The following is a 19,044-nucleotide window of genomic DNA, read 5'->3' on the forward strand; positions in this document are numbered from 1 at the left end:
AATTTTTTATATTTTAAAGGAGTCCTATCATGGCAGTATTTGAAAAAGTACAAGAAATTATCGTTGAAGAACTTGGGAAAGACGCATCAGAAGTAACACTTGAATCTACTTTTGATGATTTGGATGCAGATTCATTGGACTTGTTCCAAGTAATCTCTGAAATCGAAGATGCTTTCGATATCCAAATCGAAGCAGAAGATAACTTGAAAACAGTTGGTGACTTGGTTGCCTACGTTGAAGAGCAAACAAAATAATTAACATATTACTAGAAGGAGTAGGGGAAACCCACTCCCTCTTGTTTAGGTAATAGTTTGAAACTCAAATGATAAACTCATCGAACTATTACGTAAGCAAGGAATGATGGAGGCACTATGAAAACACGTATTACAGAATTATTGAACATTGATTATCCTATTTTTCAAGGAGGAATGGCCTGGGTTGCGGATGGTGACTTGGCTGGTGCAGTATCAAAAGCTGGTGGTCTAGGGATCATCGGTGGTGGGAATGCACCGAAAGAGGTCGTAAAGGCTAATATCGATAAAATCAAATCACTTACGGACAAACCTTTTGGTGTCAACATCATGCTCTTGTCACCTTTTGTAGAAGACATCGTTGACCTCGTGATTGAAGAAGGGGTCAAGGTGGTGACAACTGGTGCAGGTAATCCAAGTAAATACATGACTCGTTTCCATGATGCAGGAATTACTGTTATTCCTGTTGTTCCAAGTGTTGCTTTGGCAAAACGCATGGAAAAAATTGGTGCAGATGCAGTTATTGCAGAGGGAATGGAAGCCGGTGGGCATATTGGTAAATTAACGACGATGACCTTGGTTCGCCAAGTTGCTGCAGCTGTTTCAATTCCAGTTATCGCAGCTGGAGGAATTGCGGACGGTGAAGGTGTCGCTGCAGGCTTTATGCTTGGTGCTGAGGCCGTTCAAGTTGGTACGCGTTTCGTGGTAGCTAAAGAATCTAACGCCCATCCAAAATACAAGGAAAAAATCTTAAAGGCGCGTGATATTGATACGACTATTTCAGCTCAACACTTTGGACATGCTGTTCGTGCCATTAAAAACCAATTGACACGTGACTTTGAGCAGGCTGAAAAAGATGCCTTTAAACAAGAAAATCCAGATCTAGAAATCTTTGAACAAATGGGAGCTGGTGCTCTTGCTAAAGCCGTTGTTCATGGAGATGTAGAAGGTGGATCTGTCATGGCAGGTCAGATTGCTGGTTTGGTTTCTAAAGAGGAAACTGTCGAAGAAATCCTAAAAGATCTATACTATGGCGCAGCCAAAAAAATTCAAGAAGAAGCCTCTCGTTGGGCAGGAGTTGTAAGAAATGACTAAAACAGCCTTTCTATTTGCGGGTCAAGGTGCTCAGTATCTAGGGATGGGGCGTGATCTCTATGATCACTACCCTATCGTCAAGGAAACAATTGACCAAGCCAGTCAGGTTTTGGGTTATGACCTTCGTGACTTGATTGATAAGGAAGAAACCAAGTTAAACCAGACTCGCTATACGCAACCAGCTATTTTAGCGACTTCGGTTGCTATTTACCGACTATTGAAAGAAAAGGGCTACCAGCCGGATATGGTAGCAGGATTGTCTCTTGGGGAATATTCTGCTCTTGTAGCAAGTGGTGCCTTGGACTTTGAGGATGCTGTTGCCTTGGTTGCTAAGCGTGGTGCTTATATGGAAGAGGCTGCACCTGCAGGCTCTGGAAAGATGGTTGCCGTTCTGAATACTCCAGTCGAAGTGATTGAGGAAGCTTGTGAAACAGCCTCTAAAGTTGGAGTAGTGACTCCAGCTAACTACAACACCCCAAGCCAAATCGTTATCGGTGGCGAGGTGGTTGCGGTTGACCGCGCAGTTGAACTCTTGCAGGAAGCAGGAGCAAAACGATTGATTCCTTTAAATGTATCGGGTCCTTTCCATACAGCCCTACTTGAGCCAGCCAGTCAGCAACTAGCTGGTGCTCTTGAGGGAGTGAGTTTCTCTGATTTTACTTGCCCACTAGTTGGCAATACGGAAGCTGCTGTTATGGAAAAAGGTCGAATCCAAGAGCTTTTGACGCGTCAGGTGAAAGAACCTGTTCGTTTTTATGAAAGTATTGCTGTGATGCAGGATGCTGGGGTAACCAACTTTATTGAAATTGGTCCTGGTAAGGTCCTATCAGGTTTTGTCAAAAAAATCGATAAAACAGCTCAGCTAGCTAACGTTGAAGACCAAGCAAGCTTGGATGCTTTGTTAGGAAACTAATGATCCCTTCTCCCACAAAATACAACAGGAAATAGGAGAAATAGAATGCAACTTACAAATAAGAATGTCTTTGTAACAGGTTCAAGTCGTGGTATCGGACTTGCCATTGCTCACAAATTTGCCCAACTAGGTGCTAATGTAGTTTTGAATAGTCGCGGAGCAATCTCAGAAGAATTGCTGGCTGAGTTTTCAAACTATGGTGTCAAAGTAGTACCGATTTCAGGTGATGTTTCAGACTTTGCAGATGCCAAGCGTATGGTAGATCAAGCGATTACAGAACTCGGTTCTGTTGATGTCTTGGTCAACAATGCTGGGATCACTCAAGATACGCTTATGCTCAAGATGACCGAAGAAGACTTTGAAAAAGTGCTTAAGATCAACTTGACAGGTGCCTTCAACATGACGCAAGCAGTCTTGAAACAGATGATCAAGGCACGTGAAGGTGCGATTATCAACATGTCTAGTGTGGTCGGTTTGATGGGAAATATCGGACAAGCCAACTATGCAGCTTCTAAAGCAGGCTTGATTGGTTTTACCAAGTCAGTTGCACGTGAAGTTGCCAATCGCAACGTACGCGTAAATGCTCTTGCACCAGGGATGATTGAGTCAGATATGACTGCTGTTTTATCTGATAAGGTCAAGGAAGCGACATTGGCCCAAATCCCAATGAAACATTTTGGTCAAGCAGAACATATCGCAGATGCTACAGTGTTCCTGGCTGGACAGGATTATTTGACTGGACAAGTTCTCGCTGTTGATGGCGGACTTAGCATGTAAAAAATAAGGAAAGATATAGGTAAGACAGATGAAACTAAATCGAGTTGTAGTAACAGGTTACGGATTGACCTCTCCTATCGGAAATACTCCAGAAGAATTTTGGAACAGTTTGCAAACTGGAAAAATTGGAATTGGAGAAATCACTAAATTTGACCACAGCGAATTTGCTGTGCACAATGCAGCAGAAGTCCAAGATTTCCCATTTGATAAATACTTTGTTAAAAAAGATACCAACCGTTTTGACAACTATTCTTTGTATGCCTTGTATGCGGCTCAAGAAGCAGTGACGAATGCAAATCTTGATGTAGAAGCAATTGATAAGGATCGCTTTGGTGTCATCGTGGCTTCTGGTATTGGGGGAATTAAAGAAATCGAAGATCAGGTTATCCGTCTTCATGAAAAAGGTCCAAAACGTGTTAAACCAATGACACTTCCAAAAGCCTTGCCAAATATGGCTTCAGGAAATGTTGCCATGCGTTTCGGAGCAAATGGTATCTGTAAATCAATCAATACAGCCTGTGCCTCATCAAACGATGCCATTGGGGATGCCTTCCGTTCCATCAAGTTTGGTTTCCAAGATGTCATGTTAGTTGGTGGATCAGAATCATCTATTACTCCTTTTGCTATCGCTGGTTTCCAAGCATTGACTGCCCTATCAACTACAGAGGATCCAACTCGTGCTTCTATCCCATTTGACAAAGATCGTAATGGTTTTGTGATGGGAGAAGGTTCAGGTATGTTGGTTCTTGAAAGTCTTGAACATGCTGAAAAACGTGGCGCAACTATCTTGGCTGAAGTAGTTGGCTACGGTAATACCTGTGATGCTTACCATATGACTTCACCTCATCCAGAGGGTCAAGGTGCGATTAAGGCTATGAAATTGGCTTTGGAAGAAGCAGAAATTTCTCCAGAGCAAGTAGCATATGTCAATGCCCACGGAACTTCAACTCCTGCTAATGAAAAAGGAGAAAGTGGAGCGATCGTAGCTGTTCTTGGTAAAGAAGTACCTGTATCTTCAACCAAGTCCTTTACAGGACACTTACTTGGTGCTGCAGGAGCAGTAGAAGCCATCGCTACCATCGAAGCCATGCGTCATAACTATGTACCAATGACCGCTGGAACAAGTGAGTTATCAGACTATATCGAAGCGAATGTCGTTTATGGACAAGGCTTGGAGCAAGAAATCCCTTATGCTATTTCAAACACTTTTGGTTTTGGTGGACACAATGCGGTTCTTGCTTTCAAACGTTGGGAGAATAAATAATTATGAATTTAAATGAAATCAAGGACTTGATGGCTCAATTTGACCAATCAAGTTTGAGAGAATTTTCTTATAAAAATGGAACGGACGAATTGCAGTTCAGTAAGAATGAAGTAAGAATGGCTTCTGAAGCACCAGCTCAAGTTGCTCCAGTGCCAACTGCAGTAGCTGCAAGTCCAGTAGTTTCGGCCCCTTCAACTCCAGTAGAGAGTGCAGTGGAAGAAGCTCCAGCACCAGCTGAAACGTCGGTTGCTCCAGAGGGTGATGTCGTTGAAAGTCCACTTGTAGGGGTGGCTTACTTGGCTGCTGGACCAGATAAACCTGCCTTTGTCACAGTCGGAGACAGTGTTAAAAAAGGTCAGACTTTGGTGATTATCGAAGCCATGAAGGTTATGAATGAAATTCCTGCACCTAAGGATGGTGTGGTGACAGAAATTCTCGTTTCAAATGAAGAAATGGTTGAGTTCGGTAAAGGATTGGTACGCATCAAATGATCGATATTCAAGGAATCAAAGAAGCTCTACCCCATCGCTACCCCATGCTCCTAGTGGATCGTGTCTTGGAAGTGAGCGAGGATACCATTGTTGCCATTAAAAATGTCACCATCAACGAACCTTTCTTCAATGGTCATTTTCCACAATACCCAGTTATGCCAGGTGTTCTTATCATGGAAGCCTTGGCTCAGACTGCTGGTGTCTTGGAATTGTCCAAACCTGAAAATAAAGGGAAACTGGTCTTCTACGCTGGAATGGACAAGGTTAAGTTCAAGAAGCAAGTTGTACCAGGTGATCAATTAGTCATGACGGCTACTTTTGTCAAACGTCGTGGTACGATTGCTGTGGTTGAAGCAAAGGCTGAAGTAGATGGTAAGCTTGCAGCGAGTGGTACTCTTACCTTTGCAATTGGAAACTAAGGAGGATCTCCATGTTTCGTAAAATTTTGATTGCCAACCGTGGTGAGATTGCGGTTCGCATTATTCGAGCTGCGCGTGAATTGGGCATTGCGACCGTGGCAGTTTATTCAACTGCTGATAAGGAAGCCCTTCACACACTCCTAGCGGATGAAGCTATCTGTATCGGACCTGGTAAGGCGACAGAATCTTATCTCAATATCAACGCTATTTTGTCTGCTGCAGTCTTGACAGAAGCAGAAGCCATCCACCCAGGTTTTGGTTTTCTTAGCGAAAACTCCAAGTTTGCTACGATGTGTGATGAAGTGGGGATTAAGTTTATCGGCCCTTCTGGGGCTGTAATGGATACCATGGGAGATAAGATCAATGCGCGTGAGCAAATGATCAAGGCTGGAGTTCCAGTTATCCCAGGATCTGATGGTGAAGTTCACACGGCTGAAGAGGCACTTGCAGTTGCAGAAAAAATTGGCTATCCAGTCATGCTTAAGGCATCGGCAGGTGGTGGTGGAAAAGGGATTCGTAAGGTTGAAAAGGCAGAAGACTTGGTCGCAGCCTTTGAAACAGCATCCAGCGAAGCCAAGGCCAACTTTGGAAATGGCGCTATGTATCTTGAGCGTGTGATTTATCCAGCTCGCCATATCGAAGTTCAGATTCTTGCGGACCAAGAGGGTCATGTTGTCCATCTTGGTGAACGGGACTGTTCACTCCAACGGAATAACCAAAAGGTCTTAGAAGAAAGCCCATCTATTGCGATTGGCAAAACCCTTCGTCATGAAATTGGTGCTGCAGCCGTTCGTGCAGCAGAGTCTGTAGGCTATGAAAATGCAGGGACGATTGAATTTCTTCTCGATGAAGCCAGTGGCAATTTTTACTTCATGGAAATGAATACTCGTGTGCAAGTTGAACACCCAGTCACAGAGTTTGTTTCAGGTGTTGATATCGTGAAGGAACAGATTCGCATTGCTGCCGGGCAACCTTTACCTTTCAAACAAGAAGATATCGTCCTACGAGGTCATGCTATCGAGTGCCGGATCAATGCGGAAAATCCAGCATTTAACTTTGCTCCAAGCCCAGGAAAAATCACCAACCTCTACCTTCCAAGTGGAGGAGTTGGATTGCGTGTAGACTCTGCAGTCTATCCAGGTTATACCATTCCTCCTTACTATGATAGTATGATTGCTAAAATCATTGTTCATGGGGAGAATCGTTTTGATGCTCTTATGAAGATGCAACGGGCACTTTATGAACTTGATATTGAAGGAGTGCAAACCAATGCAGACTTCCAGTTGGATCTGATTTCAGACCGCCGAGTTATCGCTGGTGATTACGATACTTCCTTCTTGATGGAAACTTTCTTGCCAAAATACCAAGAAAAAGAATAGACTTTCAAACAGTATGAGAACTAAAAGGGGGAGTTATGGCTCTATTTAGTAAAAAGGATAAGTATATTCGGATCAATCCTAACCGTTCCGTAAGGCAGAAACCACAAGCCAAGCCTGAGGTTCCGGATGAACTCTTCTCCCAGTGTCCTGGTTGTAAACACACCATTTACCAAAAGGATCTTGGGAGCGAACGAATTTGTCCCCATTGTAGCTATACTTTCCGTATTTCAGCTCAGGAACGCTTGGATTTGACGATTGATTCTGGTAGCTTTGTGGAGATGTTTACAGGTATTGAAACTCAAGATCCATTAAACTTTCCTGGCTACCAGAAAAAATTGGCTACTATGCGTGAAAAGACAGGTCTGGATGAAGCAGTACTGACTGGTACAGCTAGCATTAAGGGACAAAAAATTGCCCTTGGGATCATGGATTCAAACTTTATCATGGCTTCTATGGGAACCGTTGTGGGTGAAAAAATCACGCGCTTGTTTGAGTATGCAACGGTAGAAAACTTGCCAGTCGTTCTCTTCACAGCTTCTGGTGGAGCCCGTATGCAAGAAGGAATCATGAGCTTGATGCAGATGGCTAAGATTTCTGCGGCAGTTCAACGTCATTCCAAGGCCGGACTTTTTTACCTAACTATTTTAACCGATCCGACAACAGGTGGGGTGACCGCTTCTTTTGCTATGGAAGGTGATATTATCCTAGCGGAGCCACAGAGTTTGGTTGGTTTTGCTGGGCGTCGTGTTATTGAAAATACAGTTCGTGAGACCTTGCCGGATGACTTCCAAAAGGCAGAATTTTTGCTGGAACATGGATTTGTTGATGCAATTGTCAAACGGAGAGAATTGCCTGAAACAATTGCTAAATTAGTAAGATTGCATGGAGGAAGTCGCGGATGAATATTGCAAAAATAGTCAGAGAGGCACGCGAGCAGAGTCGTTTGACAGCACTTGATTTTGCCAATGGAATTTTTGACGAGTTTATCGAATTGCATGGAGATCGCTCTTTCCGAGATGATGGTGCGGTTATCGGTGGAATTGGTTGGTTAGGTGATCAAGCAGTAACTGTCGTTGGTATCCAAAAGGGGAAGAGTCTTCATGACAACCTCAAACGAAATTTTGGGCAACCTCATCCAGAAGGCTATCGTAAGGCCTTGCGCCTGATGAAACAGGCGGAAAAGTTTGGCCGTCCAGTTGTGACCTTTATCAATACGGCGGGTGCTTACCCAGGTGTAGGAGCCGAGGAACGTGGACAAGGTGAAGCAATTGCTCGAAACCTGATGGAAATGAGTGACCTCAAGGTTCCAATCATCGCGATTATTATCGGTGAAGGTGGATCTGGTGGAGCCCTAGCTCTAGCTGTAGCTAACCGTGTATGGATGTTAGAAAACTCAATCTACGCCGTACTTAGCCCTGAAGGATTTGCCTCTATCCTTTGGAAGGATGGAAGTCGTGCTATGGAAGCAGCAGAGTTGATGAAAATCACTTCGCATGAACTTCTAGAAATGGGAATCGTAGACAAGGTAATCTCAGAGGCAGGGTTGTCAAGTAAAGAACTGCTAGCTTGTGTTAAAAATGAATTGCGTGCAGAACTAGATAGGTTGCAAGGATTACCACTCGACCAACTTATTGAAGAACGTTACCAACGCTTTAGAAAATACTAAGAAAATTTAAAAGCTAGAACATTTTGTTCTAGCTATTTTGATAATAGAGCATGGATAAACATGAATACTCTAGATAAATAAGAAAAACAATCAATGGTCTATCCTCTATATTGCCCTAATAGAGAGTTTACCATTAGGAGAGAAAGAATGAAAAAGACAATACATTTAGGAATCTGTATGATTTTAATGTTCCTGTACATTTATTTAACTCCATTAGGGGCTATAACTCTAGCTAGGACCTTTGGTTTAGGAATGGACAGCTATATAATCTTCCTAGTTGGAGAAGTGTTACTTATTTTCTTTTTATTCGTTTTGTGGTTGAAAAAGAAGAAGATGCTCTTTATCTTCGAGAAAAAGAGTTGGCGCTGGTCTTATCTCGCTTTCTTAGTGGCTTGTTTTCTTATCTATTCTTTTTTAAATGGATTTAGAATGCAGAATATTCGATTAATTGACCATAGCTTTATTTTCCAAGACCTTCTTTCAGAACTTTACTCAAACGGAAGAGAAACGACTCTATCAAGTCTTATATTTTTAATATTTAACATTTCGATTGTACCTGTTGTTGAGGAGACAATCTATAGGGGTTATTTTATGAATACTTTCTTTCCGAAGTCGGAGTTTTATTTGGATGTGATCTTGTCTTCTTTCATCTTCGGGCTCAGTCACTTGGTTCTATCCCATCGTGATCCCATCAGTCTCATCATTTATAGTATTCTCGGTCTTCTATTTGCAGTTGCTTATCGAGTTACAGGCAGTCTTCGATTTACCATTGTTTGTCATAGTTTCTATAATGTTATTCCCTATGCTCCGTCAATCTTATTTTATATTTATTATTTGATTTTTAGATAGTAGGAAGTAAAGAAAAAGTGTTTGATATCTATCAAACACTTTTTCTTTTTACTGTTCTTCTGTTACAAACTGGCTGAGTAGTCCGTTGATAAAACGGGCAGATTTTTGATCTGAGAAGTCCTTTGCAAGCTCGATAGCTTCGTTAACAGCAACCAACTGTGGAGTGTCAAATGAAGTGATTTCAAAGACTCCCAAGCGAAGGAGGTTTCTCTCCACGAGTGTTAAACGCTCGATGGTCCAACCTGCTTTTAAATGCTGTGTGATTTGCTTGTCTAGTTCTTCCTTTTTAGCTTGAACACCAGAAACTAGCTCTGTCAAAAAGGCTGGAAGTTGCACATCCGTATCTTCACGATCATGAGTATAGGCGAAACGACAAGCAGTTTCGACATCCGTACCGAACTCAAGACTCATGAGTGCTTGAAAAGCGCATTTACGGAGTTGGCGTCTAGATTCTAATAGTGGACTAGTCATTGAGGAAGTCCTCGTCAAATAGATCTTTCAATTCTGGTTTTGGTGTTTTATCTGGAACGATACCTGCAACGTGAATATTGATAGCAGCGAGTTCTACATCAGCCATATTACGGACGGCATCTTTGACCGCTTTCTGGATAGCAACCGCTACTTTAGGAACTTTTACTCCGTACTCTAGGTAGAGGTAGATATCAGCTGTGAGTTCTTCGTCCACGTTTTTTAGATAAACGCCACGGCCGAGTGAAAGTTTTGAGAGGGTATCAGATACTGATTTGTTTGAAAAAGAGTGAACACCCTCTACTTTTGCAGTAGCAATAGCAATGATTTTTTCAAGTACACGTGGGGCGATAACAATTTCGCCAAGTTGTTCTTCAATTCCCATAGAATGACCTCTTTCTAGAGATTAGGCACGAGAAACGTAAGTTCCTTCTGCAGTGTTGATAACGAGTTTTTGTCCTGCTTCGATGAAGTCTGGAACGTTTACGACAAGTCCAGTTTCCATCGTTGCTGGTTTACCAGAACCTGTAACCGTAGCACCTTTGATAGATGGTTGAGTTTCTGCAACTGTCAATTCAACAGTAGTAGGAACGGTGACACCAATCACTTCAGTTCCGTAGAATTGGATCTTCACATCTGAGTTTTCAAGGATGTAAAGCAATTCGTTTTCAACGTTGACTACAGGGATTTCGTATTGGTCGTAAGTTTCTGTATTCATGAAGTAGGCTGTGTCATCCATTTTGTACAAGTATTGAGCTGGGACAGTCTCGATGATAGCTTGTTCAAATTTTTCCTCTGGACGGTAGCTTGTGTCAAATGTAGAACCAGTACGGACATCACGCAATTTCATACGCATGATGGTATTTCCTTTACCTGGTTTGTGGTGGCTAGCTTCCAAAACGCGGATCAATTTTCCGTCAGCTGTTTCAAAGGTCATACCAGCCTTTAATTTACTTGCTTCAATCATGTTTTTACCTCTTTAATAAAATAATTTACTCTTTATTGTACCATAAAAGACAACATTACTCAAATATCAGAAGGAGCTTAATTAGTTGACTGGTACGATATTTCCATCTTCGTCTTTAGTAACGAGGACGTATTTTCCATCGACTTCGATGTAAAAATTCTTGCTGGCAGTTTGCCCAGTATTTTGAGCCGGTGCTTGATTTTGAACTTGTTGGCTTAGTTGACCACCGAGAGTTTGGCCAAGATTCATGCCCATAAACATGTTCATCCCATTGCCATTTCCTTCGTTGGAAGCTGCAGCAATGAGTGCTTCGTTACGCGCACGGCGTTCTTCGATTTCAATCGTGTTGTACTTCATTGCCACGAGCTCACTATCAAGCTTGCGAACGATATCAAGACTTTCTTGGTCGTAGCTGAGGTCTTCAAGCAAGATATTAGTTGCTTCAATCCCGTAGAGGCCTGTCCAAACCTTGTTGACCTCTTGTTTAGCGAGTTCGTTAAAGGTGTCTTGGTTGGCATTGAGGCTATAGATATCAACCTTGTTTTCGTTGGTATATTTGGCAATGGCAATCGCGATTTTCGGTGCGATATTTTGACGGAGCGTTCCTTGAGCTACATCTTGGAGAGTAAATGGCTGTCCGTCAGTAATTTGACGGCTAACAGAGCTCACGTAGAAGAGGACTGGATCTGCTATTTTTACATCAAACAAGCCATAGAAACGGATGTTAAGCAGTTGTTGATAACGTTCGCTGAAATATTCGACCGCATTTTGTGTGCCGAACTTATTACCTGCAATAGGTTGCATGCGGATAAAGATAATTTCTTGTTGGGTGATGACTTGTCCACCAAAAGAGAAACGGTTTTTAAAGTTTTCCCAAGTGCCTTTTAAACCACCTTTTTCAAGGAGCCAGGCGTTATCACCAGCTTGCCATTCGTGGCTACCAGCTTCGAGAACTTCACCAAGGAAGGTACCGTTGTTTACCAAAAGAGCGGTATAGCCTTGGGGAACGATAACCACACTGCCATCCGACAAGAGTCCAGTATTTTGATTGCTGTGACGAGAACGTCCATCTGGGTCTTTTGTGAGTAATTGTCCCTTGACGGCCAAGGCGTCGCCAGAGACATTATCTGGAAGGACAATGGCTTCCTTGAATTTACTATCATTAAAACTATTTAAGCCTGCTGATAAGGCTGCACGTATAAATCCCATAATTCCTCCTAATTATAAAGCTCGTCTTCATCCACAACATCATAGGTATCGAGTACCCATTGGTTTGGACTGCGTGAGAGATTGGCACCACAGTAGTCGCACTCGCTAACTGCAGAGATTTTCAATGGGGCGCCACAGTTTGGACAGTGGTCGCTCACAACTTGGTCTGGATTGACTGCTTGCGTTTGGCTACCGTGTTGACGGATAAAGTTCAATTGATACACGGTGAAGAGATCTTTTTTAGGATCTCCTTCAAGAACACGGCGAGTCTCATCGTCAATGACATAGTCTCGTAAAATTGATGATAGAATCACCACTAAGGTATCGTTTCCGTCTGGATTTTCAATAAACTCCTTGATGCGAACATTTTCGATACAAACTTTCTCTAAAACATTGGTTGTTTTAGCACGAATATGGTCTTCGAGTTGGGCACTGTGTTGGGAGTAGAGACTAGTACTTTCTAGCGCACGGACTGAATTCCAGTTTTTCTCAGTCCAGGCAACCTGCAATTTAAGATAAACTTCCTTAACCCAAGATGTGAAGGCATCAGCGTCAAAGTTTGGATCCCCATTTTTAACACGACTAATGGCCAGTGTGTTGTGTTCAACTCGACGATGGAGCGTTTGATAATCATTATTAGTGTAGGTTGAACTCGAATCTCCAGACTTACTCTGCAAGGATTTGACGATAACAACTAGTATGATTCCTCCAACTAATATGAACATAAATCCTAGATAGGGAGAGCTAGTAGAACTGTCAGAGGATGAGCCGTATCCAGAGCGGTAGTAGTGGTAGGATGAGCCGCCAGAACGACTTCCACCTCCACTTGAGCGGCTGCTACTTCTGGAGCTACTGCGGCTGCTCCCTCCACTTCTGGAATGTCCGACACCCGCATCAACGATTTGAGGCACGGATAGAAAAACAAGTAATAAGCAGGTCATTAAAAGAGCGTAAAACTTTTTCATGTGTCTCCTAACTATATGATTGAAAAGGTAGCATTCTGAATTCGAATGATTATTAAACTATTTAATAACCTTTAAAAATCATTTAAGATATACTAGGCGTTATTTACTAGCATTTAGCTTCTTTATGGAATGGCGTTCGATGAGCCATCCCACAATCCATCCTATTGCTAGCAAGTAATTTTCAAAAACACCGATAGCATTTACAGGAGAGTGATACTCCATATAATTGAGTAAGTGATTTGTTCCTATTCCAATTCCGCCAATAATGAGAGCAAGAAGTGCGATTCGTAGATAGAACCAATCGTATTTAATATTGATAGCGAGAATAATAATCAATACAGCTAAATTCCATATTCCAATTTCTCGTTGCCAACCAGCAGATATTCCGTACCCGGAGTGGCTTCCCATGTACGATGGAAAGAAAATTTGTAGTATAGAAGCGCCTAACATAGCGATGATGACTAAGACAAATAGCAATCGTAAAAATTTGTTCATTTATTCTCCTTGTCTCATTCTCGTCTTAAAAGTAGAAAAAAGTGTATAAAGAGTAAATTACTCACTTTCTTTCAACTTGGCCAATTCCTGTGCAAGGAGTTTAAGGGCAACTTGTGGATTGGCTTGCCCTTTGGTTGCCTTCATAAGGAATCCTGTGAAGGCCTTGTCTGCGTTGCGTTTGCCTGATTTGAAGTCGGCAACGGCAGCTTCGTTATCCGCAAAGACTTGGTGGATGATTGGGATCAAGACATTTGGATCTGAGATTTGCACCAAGCCTGCTTTTTCCACGTATTCACGCGCGCCACCGCCATTTTTAGCCAGGTGGACAAAGACTTTCTTGGCAATCTTAGAAGAAATCGTACCATCTTCGATGATGGCAATCATTTCTACTAAGTTTTCTGGTGTCAATTCGATTTGTTCCAGTGTTTTGCCTTCAGCATTCAAGAACTGAGCGACTTCACCTTGGAGCCAGTTAGAGACTTGTTTGGCATCGCCACCGAGGGCAACAGCTTTTTCAAAGAAGTCAGAAGTGACTTTGTTTGCAGTCAACTGGCTGGCATCGTAGTCTGACAAGCCAAGGTCAGATACGTAGCGCGCACGGCGTTCTTTTGGAAACTCTGGCAGTTCAGTACGCATTTCCTCAATCCACTCGTCTGAAATTTCAAAGAGTGGGAGGTCTGGTTCTGGGAAGTAGCGGTAGTCTGCAGTACCTTCTTTGACACGCATGAGGATGGTTGCTTTGTTGGCTTCATCGTAACGGCGTGTTTCTTGGCGGATTTGACCACCTGAGCGAAGGATTTCAGCCTGACGTTGGACTTCGTATTCGAGACCCTTGCGAACGTTTGAGAAGGAGTTGAGGTTTTTCAACTCAGTCTTGGTACCGAATTTTTCTTGACCATAAGGACGAAGGGAGATATTGGCATCCACACGCATGGAACCTTCTTCCATCTTAACGTCAGAAATGCCAGCGTACTGGATGACTTCCTTTAGGGCAGTTAGATAAGCATAGGCTTCTTCTGGGGAACGCATGTCCGCTTCAGATACAATCTCAATCAATGGCACCCCTTGGCGGTTGAGGTCAACATAAGAGTAGCCATCTGTACCGTGGGTGTTTTTACCAGCGTCTTCTTCTAAGTGGGCGCGTTCGATACCGATTTTCTTGGTCGTACCGTCTTCTAGCTCCACTTCAATCCAGCCGTTGTAGCCGATTGGCTCATCAAATTGAGAAATTTGGTAGGCTTTTGGATTATCAGGATAGAAGTAGTTCTTGCGGTCAAAGTGCATCTTTTTGTGGATGTCCATGTTGAGGGCAAGAGCAGCCTTGATACCGGCATCGACAACACCTTTATTGAGAACTGGCAGAACTCCTGGGAAAGACCAGTCAATCACGTTAGTGTTGGCGTTTTGGTCATTTCCAAAGTGGGCAGAAGTAGGTGAGAAGATTTTTGAATTGGTGTTGAGCTCTACGTGGACTTCAAGTCCAATGACTGTTTCAAAGTTCATTAGTTGTCACCTCCAAAAATCACGGGTTGTTGTTTGTGGTAGTCTGTTGTTGCTTCAAAGGCAGCAGCAGCTTGGTAAATGGTCTCTTCTGAGTATTTAGGACCGATCAATTGCAGACCGACAGGTAGACCTTGAGCGAATCCAGCAGGGATCGAAATTCCTGGGAGACCTGCTAAGTTGACAGGAATGGTCAAGAGGTCAGCTAAGTACATGGCAACTGGATCGTGGTTGAGTGAATCCAAGTCATAGGCAACGCTTGGAGCAGTTGGTCCCAAAATCAAGTCGTAATCCGCAAAGACGTTTTCGAAATCTTGGATGATGAGGGTACGGACTTGTCCAGCCTTCTTGTAGTAGGCATCGTAGTAACCTGATGAAAGGCTGAAAGTACCTAGCATGATACGGCGTTTCACTTCTTCACCGAAACCTTGGCTACGGCTGTTTACATAGATTTCATCAAGGTTACTTGCATCTTCTGCGCGGTAGCCATAACGGATACCGTCAAAGCGTTGCAAGTTTGATGAGGCTTCCGATGAAGCGATGATATAGTAAACGGCAACACCGTATTTAGAATGAGGAAGGCTGACTTCTTCGACGATAGCACCAAGTTTTTCGAAGTGTTTGGCTGCATTCAGAATGTTTTCCTTAACCTCTGGGTCAATCCCTTCACCAAGGTATTCCTTAGGCAAAGCAATTTTCATTCCCTTGATGTCTTGACCAATTTTTGAAGTAAAGTCGGCAATGCGGACAGGAGCAGAAGTAGAGTCTTTAGCATCTTCGCTGGCAATCGCATTGAGCAAGAGGGCATTTTCTTTAACAGTTGGTGCAAAAGGTCCAATCTGGTCTAATGAGCTACCGAAGGCAATGAGACCGAAACGTGAAACCGTTCCGTAGGTTGGCTTGAGACCAACGATCCCGTTGAAGGCAGCAGGTTGGCGGATGGAACCACCCGTATCAGAACCAAGTGACAAGCGGACTTGCCCAGAAGCTACAGCTGCGGCAGAACCGCTTGATGAACCACCGGGAACCTTGCTGTGGTCCCAAGCATTTTTAGTGGCACCGTAGTAAGAAGTTTCACCTGATCCACCCATGGCAAACTCGTCCATGTTGGTTTTTCCGACAACAATCATACCCTTAGCTTTGGCATTGGCAACGGCTGTCGCATCAAAGATTGGCTCGTAGTTGTAGAGCATTTTTGAGGCAGCAGTTGTGAGGATGCCGTCAGTAGAAATATTATCCTTAACAGCCAGTGGAATTCCTGAAAGGACATTATCCGCGTCAATTCCAGCTTCATCAATGGCTTTAGCTTGAGCAAGGGCTTGTTCTTCAGCGATAGTGACAAAAGCATTGATAGCTTTCTCGCGAGACTTGATATCTTCAAGCGTGGCTTGTGTCAATTCAGTAGCAGAAATTTCCTTAGAGACAAGGAGGTTGTGCAAGTCTTCAATAGTTTTGTTATTAAAAGTCATTAGGCATCTCCTCCATCATCTAGGATAGCTGGTACCTTGATATAGTAGTTTTCTTTTTCAGGTACGTTTTTAAACAAGCGGTCACGGTCTGTTCCTTCTTCGGCCACATCAGGGCGGAGTACGGTCTTGCGGTCAGCCAGGGTTGTAGTAGGTGCGACACCAGTTGTGTCGACTTCGCCCAGCAATTCAACCATATCAACAATCTTAGACAAGGTTGTTGCAAAGGCAGCAGTTTCTTCTTCAGAGAATCTTAATTTTGAAAGATTGGCAACGTGTGTTACCTCTTCTTGCGTAATTTTCATCTTGCATCCTTTCGTGAAATGATGATTTTTAGTCTGTTCTATTTTACCATATTTTCCTATAAATAAGGGAGCCAAACTGAAAAGAAATAGAAATTGAAAAATCGCTTTTAATTCGCTATAATGGTTAAACTAGAGAATAGAGAAAATAAGAGTTAGGATAAAAATATGTTCCATCAATTTATCACCAGATCTCAGACGGTTCCTCCTCCTATTCCACTCTTTTGGTATGGGGCTATGATGCTTCTTTTAGTGCTTTGTATTTATGGAGCACTTGCTTATCACCAAAATCCGAAATTTGTCCGCTTGTTTAAGTGGATTCAGATTCTCCAGTTGCTAGCCCTATATAGTTGGTATGTTGGTTTTGGGATTCCATTTTCTAATAGCCTTCCATTTTATCATTGTCGTTTGGCTATGTTTGCGGTGGTTTTCTTGCCTGATAAATGGCGGAGCAAGCAATATTTTGCCCTTTTAGGAGCAAGTGGAGCGGTCTTTGCTTTGGTTTACCCCGTTTTTGACCCCTATGATTTTCCTCATATTACCAGTTTTTCATTTTTGATTGGCCACTATGCCCTTTTGGTGAATTCCTTGGTTTACTTGATGAATCACTATGATAAGACCTTGCTCAAGAAATATATGATTGTAGCCTATACCTTTATCCTCAATCTCTTTCTAGTTGGGGTTAATCAGGTGACGGGTGGAAATTATGGTCTCTTAAGAGATACACCGTTTATCTCGAATGCTCCTCTATGGCTAAAGTACCTCCTTGTGTCGGCCATCATTTCACTGGCTCTTGTTCTCTTTGATATCTTGTTCAAGAAACGGTGGAAAAAGAGAAATCAGGCGCAATCTGTGCTCTAGCTTGCCTTTTCATCGGATGAGCAATTGAAAAACTCCCCAAAATCCGATATAATGGAGAGTTGAAAGGAATAGTAAAATCCAATGTAAAAATCATTCTTAACTACTGAAACAACTAAAAATAGAAAATCAAAGAAAGAGAACTTATGACTATTCAAGAAGAAATCAAGAAACGCCGTACCTTTGCCATTATTTCTCACCCGGACGCGGGGAAAACAACCATTACTGAGCAGTTGCTCTACTTTGGGGGCGAGATTCGTGAGGCTGGTACGGTAAAAGGAAAGAAAACAGGGACTTTTGCCAAGTCTGACTGGATGGATATCGAGAAACAACGTGGTATTTCGGTAACCTCATCTGTCATGCAGTTTGACTATGATGGCAAGCGCGTCAACATCCTTGACACCCCAGGGCACGAGGACTTCTCAGAAGATACCTATCGGACCTTGATGGCGGTGGATGCTGCGGTCATGGTCGTGGACTCTGCCAAGGGTATCGAGGCCCAAACCAAGAAATTGTTTGAGGTTGTGAAGCACCGTGGCATCCCAGTCTTTACCTTTATGAACAAGCTGGACCGTGACGGTCGTGAGCCACTGGACCTCTTGCAAGAACTAGAAGAAGTCCTAGGTATTGCGAGCTATCCTATGAACTGGCCAATCGGGATGGGGAAAGCCTTTGAAGGCTTGTATGACCTTTATAACCAACGCTTGGAGCTCTATAAAGGGGGTGAGCGTTTTGCCAGTCTGGAAGAAGGGGATAAGCTCTTTGGAAGCAATCCTTTCTACGCTCAGGTTAAGGACGACATCGAACTTTTGCAAGAAGCGGGAAATGAATTTTCAGAAGAAGCTATTTTAGCGGGTGAATTAACACCAGTCTTCTTTGGTTCAGCCTTGACAAACTTTGGGGTGCAGACCTTCCTTGAAACCTTCCTCAAGTTTGCTCCAGAACCACACGGACACAAGAAAACAGATGGCGAAATTGTGGATCCTTATGACAAGGATTTCTCAGGATTCGTTTTTAAAATCCAAGCCAACATGGATCCTCGTCACCGTGACCGTATTGCCTTTGTTCGTATCGTATCGGGTGAATTTGAGCGTGGGATGAGTGTTAACCTTCCTCGTACTGGTAAGGGAGCTAAGCTGTCGAATGTTACCCAGTTTATGGCTGAAAGTCGTGAGAATGTAACCAATGCCGTGGCTGGAGATATTATCGGGGTTTATGATACGGGTACCTATCAAGTTGGAGATACCTTGACCGTTGGAAAAAACAAATTTGAGTTTGAACCACTACCAACCTTTACTCCAGAGATTTTCATGAAGGTTTCGCCTAAGAATGTCATGAAGCAAAAATCCTTCCACAAGGGGATTGAGCAATTGGTGCAAGAGGGAGCCATTCAGCTTTACAAGAATTACCAAACAGGCGAGTATATGCTGGGTGCTGTGGGACAACTCCAGTTTGAAGTCTTTAAGCACCGCATGGAAGGCGAGTACAATGCAGAAGTGGTCATGAGCCCAATGGGTAAAAAGACTGTTCGTTGGATCAAGCCTGAGGACTTGGATGAACGGATGTCCTCAAGCCGCAATATCTTGGCTAAGGACCGCTTTGACCAACCAGTCTTCCTCTTTGAAAATGACTTTGCCCTCCGCTGGTTTGCGGATAAATATCCAGACGTAGAGTTGGAAGAGAAAATGTGATGAAGATACAAAGCCCGTA

The 19,044-nt window shown here is 43.1% G+C and carries 22 protein-coding genes; 13 read left to right on the forward strand and 9 right to left on the reverse strand.

Annotation, left to right across the window (positions count from 1 at the left end; genetic code table 11):
• Positions 1-29 precede the first annotated feature (29 nt).
• The 11 genes from EKB01_RS05515 to EKB01_RS05565 all read left to right on the forward strand — a co-directional run bounded on the left by EKB01_RS05515 (position 30) and on the right by EKB01_RS05565 (position 9,104).
• Positions 30-254 (forward strand): acyl carrier protein, encoded by a 225-nt coding sequence (locus tag EKB01_RS05515; protein ID WP_000257840.1) that lies wholly within the window; start codon positions 30-32, stop codon positions 252-254.
• A 117-nt stretch (positions 255-371) separates the two neighbouring features.
• On the forward strand, positions 372-1,346 hold the full coding sequence (fabK, locus tag EKB01_RS05520) for an enoyl-[acyl-carrier-protein] reductase FabK (RefSeq protein ID WP_000857452.1): 975 nt from the start codon (positions 372-374) through the stop codon (positions 1,344-1,346).
• Positions 1,339-2,259, forward strand: coding sequence for an ACP S-malonyltransferase (gene fabD / locus EKB01_RS05525; protein WP_033583753.1), 921 nt, complete (start codon positions 1,339-1,341; stop codon positions 2,257-2,259). Before fabK ends, fabD begins: the two co-directional genes overlap by 8 nt.
• 45 nt (positions 2,260-2,304) lie before the next feature.
• Complete coding sequence (fabG, locus tag EKB01_RS05530; RefSeq protein WP_167265997.1) at positions 2,305-3,036, forward strand: 3-oxoacyl-[acyl-carrier-protein] reductase; 732 nt, start codon at positions 2,305-2,307, stop codon at positions 3,034-3,036.
• 28 nt (positions 3,037-3,064) lie between these two features.
• Entirely contained in the window at positions 3,065-4,300 is a 1,236-nt protein-coding gene (gene fabF, locus EKB01_RS05535; protein WP_000774052.1) for a beta-ketoacyl-ACP synthase II, read from the forward strand.
• Positions 4,301-4,302: 2 nt separating this feature from the next.
• A complete protein-coding gene (gene accB, locus EKB01_RS05540; RefSeq protein ID WP_033583749.1) occupies positions 4,303-4,791 on the forward strand; it encodes an acetyl-CoA carboxylase biotin carboxyl carrier protein in 489 nt (162 codons plus the stop codon).
• Positions 4,788-5,210: a 3-hydroxyacyl-ACP dehydratase FabZ gene (fabZ, locus tag EKB01_RS05545; RefSeq protein ID WP_000565515.1), complete on the forward strand. Its 423-nt coding sequence runs from the start codon at positions 4,788-4,790 to the stop codon at positions 5,208-5,210. Before accB ends, fabZ begins: the two co-directional genes overlap by 4 nt.
• An 11-nt stretch (positions 5,211-5,221) precedes the next feature.
• Positions 5,222-6,589 carry an acetyl-CoA carboxylase biotin carboxylase subunit gene (accC, locus tag EKB01_RS05550; RefSeq protein WP_000488663.1) on the forward strand — a complete coding sequence of 456 codons (1,368 nt, stop codon included), beginning with the start codon at positions 5,222-5,224 and terminating at the stop codon, positions 6,587-6,589.
• Between the two features lie 35 nt (positions 6,590-6,624).
• Positions 6,625-7,491: an acetyl-CoA carboxylase, carboxyltransferase subunit beta gene (accD, locus tag EKB01_RS05555; protein ID WP_049550249.1), complete on the forward strand. Its 867-nt coding sequence runs from the start codon at positions 6,625-6,627 to the stop codon at positions 7,489-7,491.
• Positions 7,488-8,255 carry an acetyl-CoA carboxylase carboxyl transferase subunit alpha gene (locus EKB01_RS05560; RefSeq protein WP_033583746.1) on the forward strand — a complete coding sequence of 256 codons (768 nt, stop codon included), beginning with the start codon at positions 7,488-7,490 and terminating at the stop codon, positions 8,253-8,255. Before accD ends, EKB01_RS05560 begins: the two co-directional genes overlap by 4 nt.
• Positions 8,256-8,402: 147 nt before the next feature.
• Complete coding sequence (locus EKB01_RS05565; RefSeq protein WP_049550250.1) at positions 8,403-9,104, forward strand: type II CAAX endopeptidase family protein; 702 nt, start codon at positions 8,403-8,405, stop codon at positions 9,102-9,104.
• Between the two features lie 48 nt (positions 9,105-9,152).
• On the opposite strand, the gene nusB is transcribed toward EKB01_RS05565, so the two are convergent.
• The 9 genes from nusB to gatC all read right to left on the reverse strand — a co-directional run bounded on the left by nusB (position 9,153) and on the right by gatC (position 16,479).
• A complete protein-coding gene (gene nusB, locus EKB01_RS05570) occupies positions 9,153-9,575 on the reverse strand; it encodes a transcription antitermination factor NusB (RefSeq protein WP_000203659.1) in 423 nt (140 codons plus the stop codon).
• Entirely contained in the window at positions 9,568-9,957 is a 390-nt protein-coding gene (locus EKB01_RS05575; protein WP_000510584.1) for an Asp23/Gls24 family envelope stress response protein, read from the reverse strand. The genes nusB and EKB01_RS05575 overlap by 8 nt, the downstream gene beginning before the upstream one ends.
• A 21-nt stretch (positions 9,958-9,978) precedes the next feature.
• Positions 9,979-10,539 (reverse strand): elongation factor P, encoded by a 561-nt coding sequence (gene efp, locus EKB01_RS05580; RefSeq protein ID WP_000568640.1) that lies wholly within the window; start codon positions 10,537-10,539, stop codon positions 9,979-9,981.
• 81 nt (positions 10,540-10,620) lie between these two features.
• Entirely contained in the window at positions 10,621-11,748 is a 1,128-nt protein-coding gene (locus EKB01_RS05585) for an SPFH domain-containing protein (RefSeq protein WP_049550251.1), read from the reverse strand.
• Positions 11,749-11,756: 8 nt separating this feature from the next.
• The gene (locus EKB01_RS05590; RefSeq protein WP_167266001.1) at positions 11,757-12,713 is read right to left on the reverse strand and encodes a zinc-ribbon domain-containing transport protein; all 957 of its coding nucleotides are present in this window, start codon (positions 12,711-12,713) and stop codon (positions 11,757-11,759) included.
• 99 nt (positions 12,714-12,812) lie between these two features.
• Complete coding sequence (locus tag EKB01_RS05595) at positions 12,813-13,208, reverse strand: hypothetical protein (protein ID WP_109289677.1); 396 nt, start codon at positions 13,206-13,208, stop codon at positions 12,813-12,815.
• A gap of 57 nt (positions 13,209-13,265) precedes the next feature.
• On the reverse strand, positions 13,266-14,711 hold the full coding sequence (gatB, locus tag EKB01_RS05600; protein ID WP_109289678.1) for an Asp-tRNA(Asn)/Glu-tRNA(Gln) amidotransferase subunit GatB: 1,446 nt from the start codon (positions 14,709-14,711) through the stop codon (positions 13,266-13,268).
• Positions 14,711-16,177 (reverse strand): Asp-tRNA(Asn)/Glu-tRNA(Gln) amidotransferase subunit GatA, encoded by a 1,467-nt coding sequence (gene gatA / locus EKB01_RS05605; RefSeq protein WP_109289679.1) that lies wholly within the window; start codon positions 16,175-16,177, stop codon positions 14,711-14,713. The genes gatB and gatA overlap by 1 nt, the downstream gene beginning before the upstream one ends.
• Positions 16,177-16,479 (reverse strand): Asp-tRNA(Asn)/Glu-tRNA(Gln) amidotransferase subunit GatC, encoded by a 303-nt coding sequence (gene gatC / locus EKB01_RS05610; RefSeq protein WP_109289680.1) that lies wholly within the window; start codon positions 16,477-16,479, stop codon positions 16,177-16,179. The genes gatA and gatC overlap by 1 nt, the downstream gene beginning before the upstream one ends.
• 165 nt (positions 16,480-16,644) lie before the next feature.
• On the opposite strand from gatC, the gene EKB01_RS05615 reads away from it, so the two are divergent.
• Together EKB01_RS05615 and EKB01_RS05620 are read left to right on the forward strand one after the other, a co-directional pair.
• Complete coding sequence (locus EKB01_RS05615) at positions 16,645-17,337, forward strand: TIGR02206 family membrane protein (protein ID WP_167266004.1); 693 nt, start codon at positions 16,645-16,647, stop codon at positions 17,335-17,337.
• A gap of 143 nt (positions 17,338-17,480) precedes the next feature.
• On the forward strand, positions 17,481-19,025 hold the full coding sequence (locus tag EKB01_RS05620; RefSeq protein WP_167266007.1) for a peptide chain release factor 3: 1,545 nt from the start codon (positions 17,481-17,483) through the stop codon (positions 19,023-19,025).
• Positions 19,026-19,044 lie beyond the last annotated feature (19 nt).

Origin of the sequence: Streptococcus sp. CCUG 71758, assembly GCF_011714815.1 — a bacterium.
In the GTDB taxonomy this organism is placed as follows: domain Bacteria; phylum Bacillota; class Bacilli; order Lactobacillales; family Streptococcaceae; genus Streptococcus; species Streptococcus halitosis.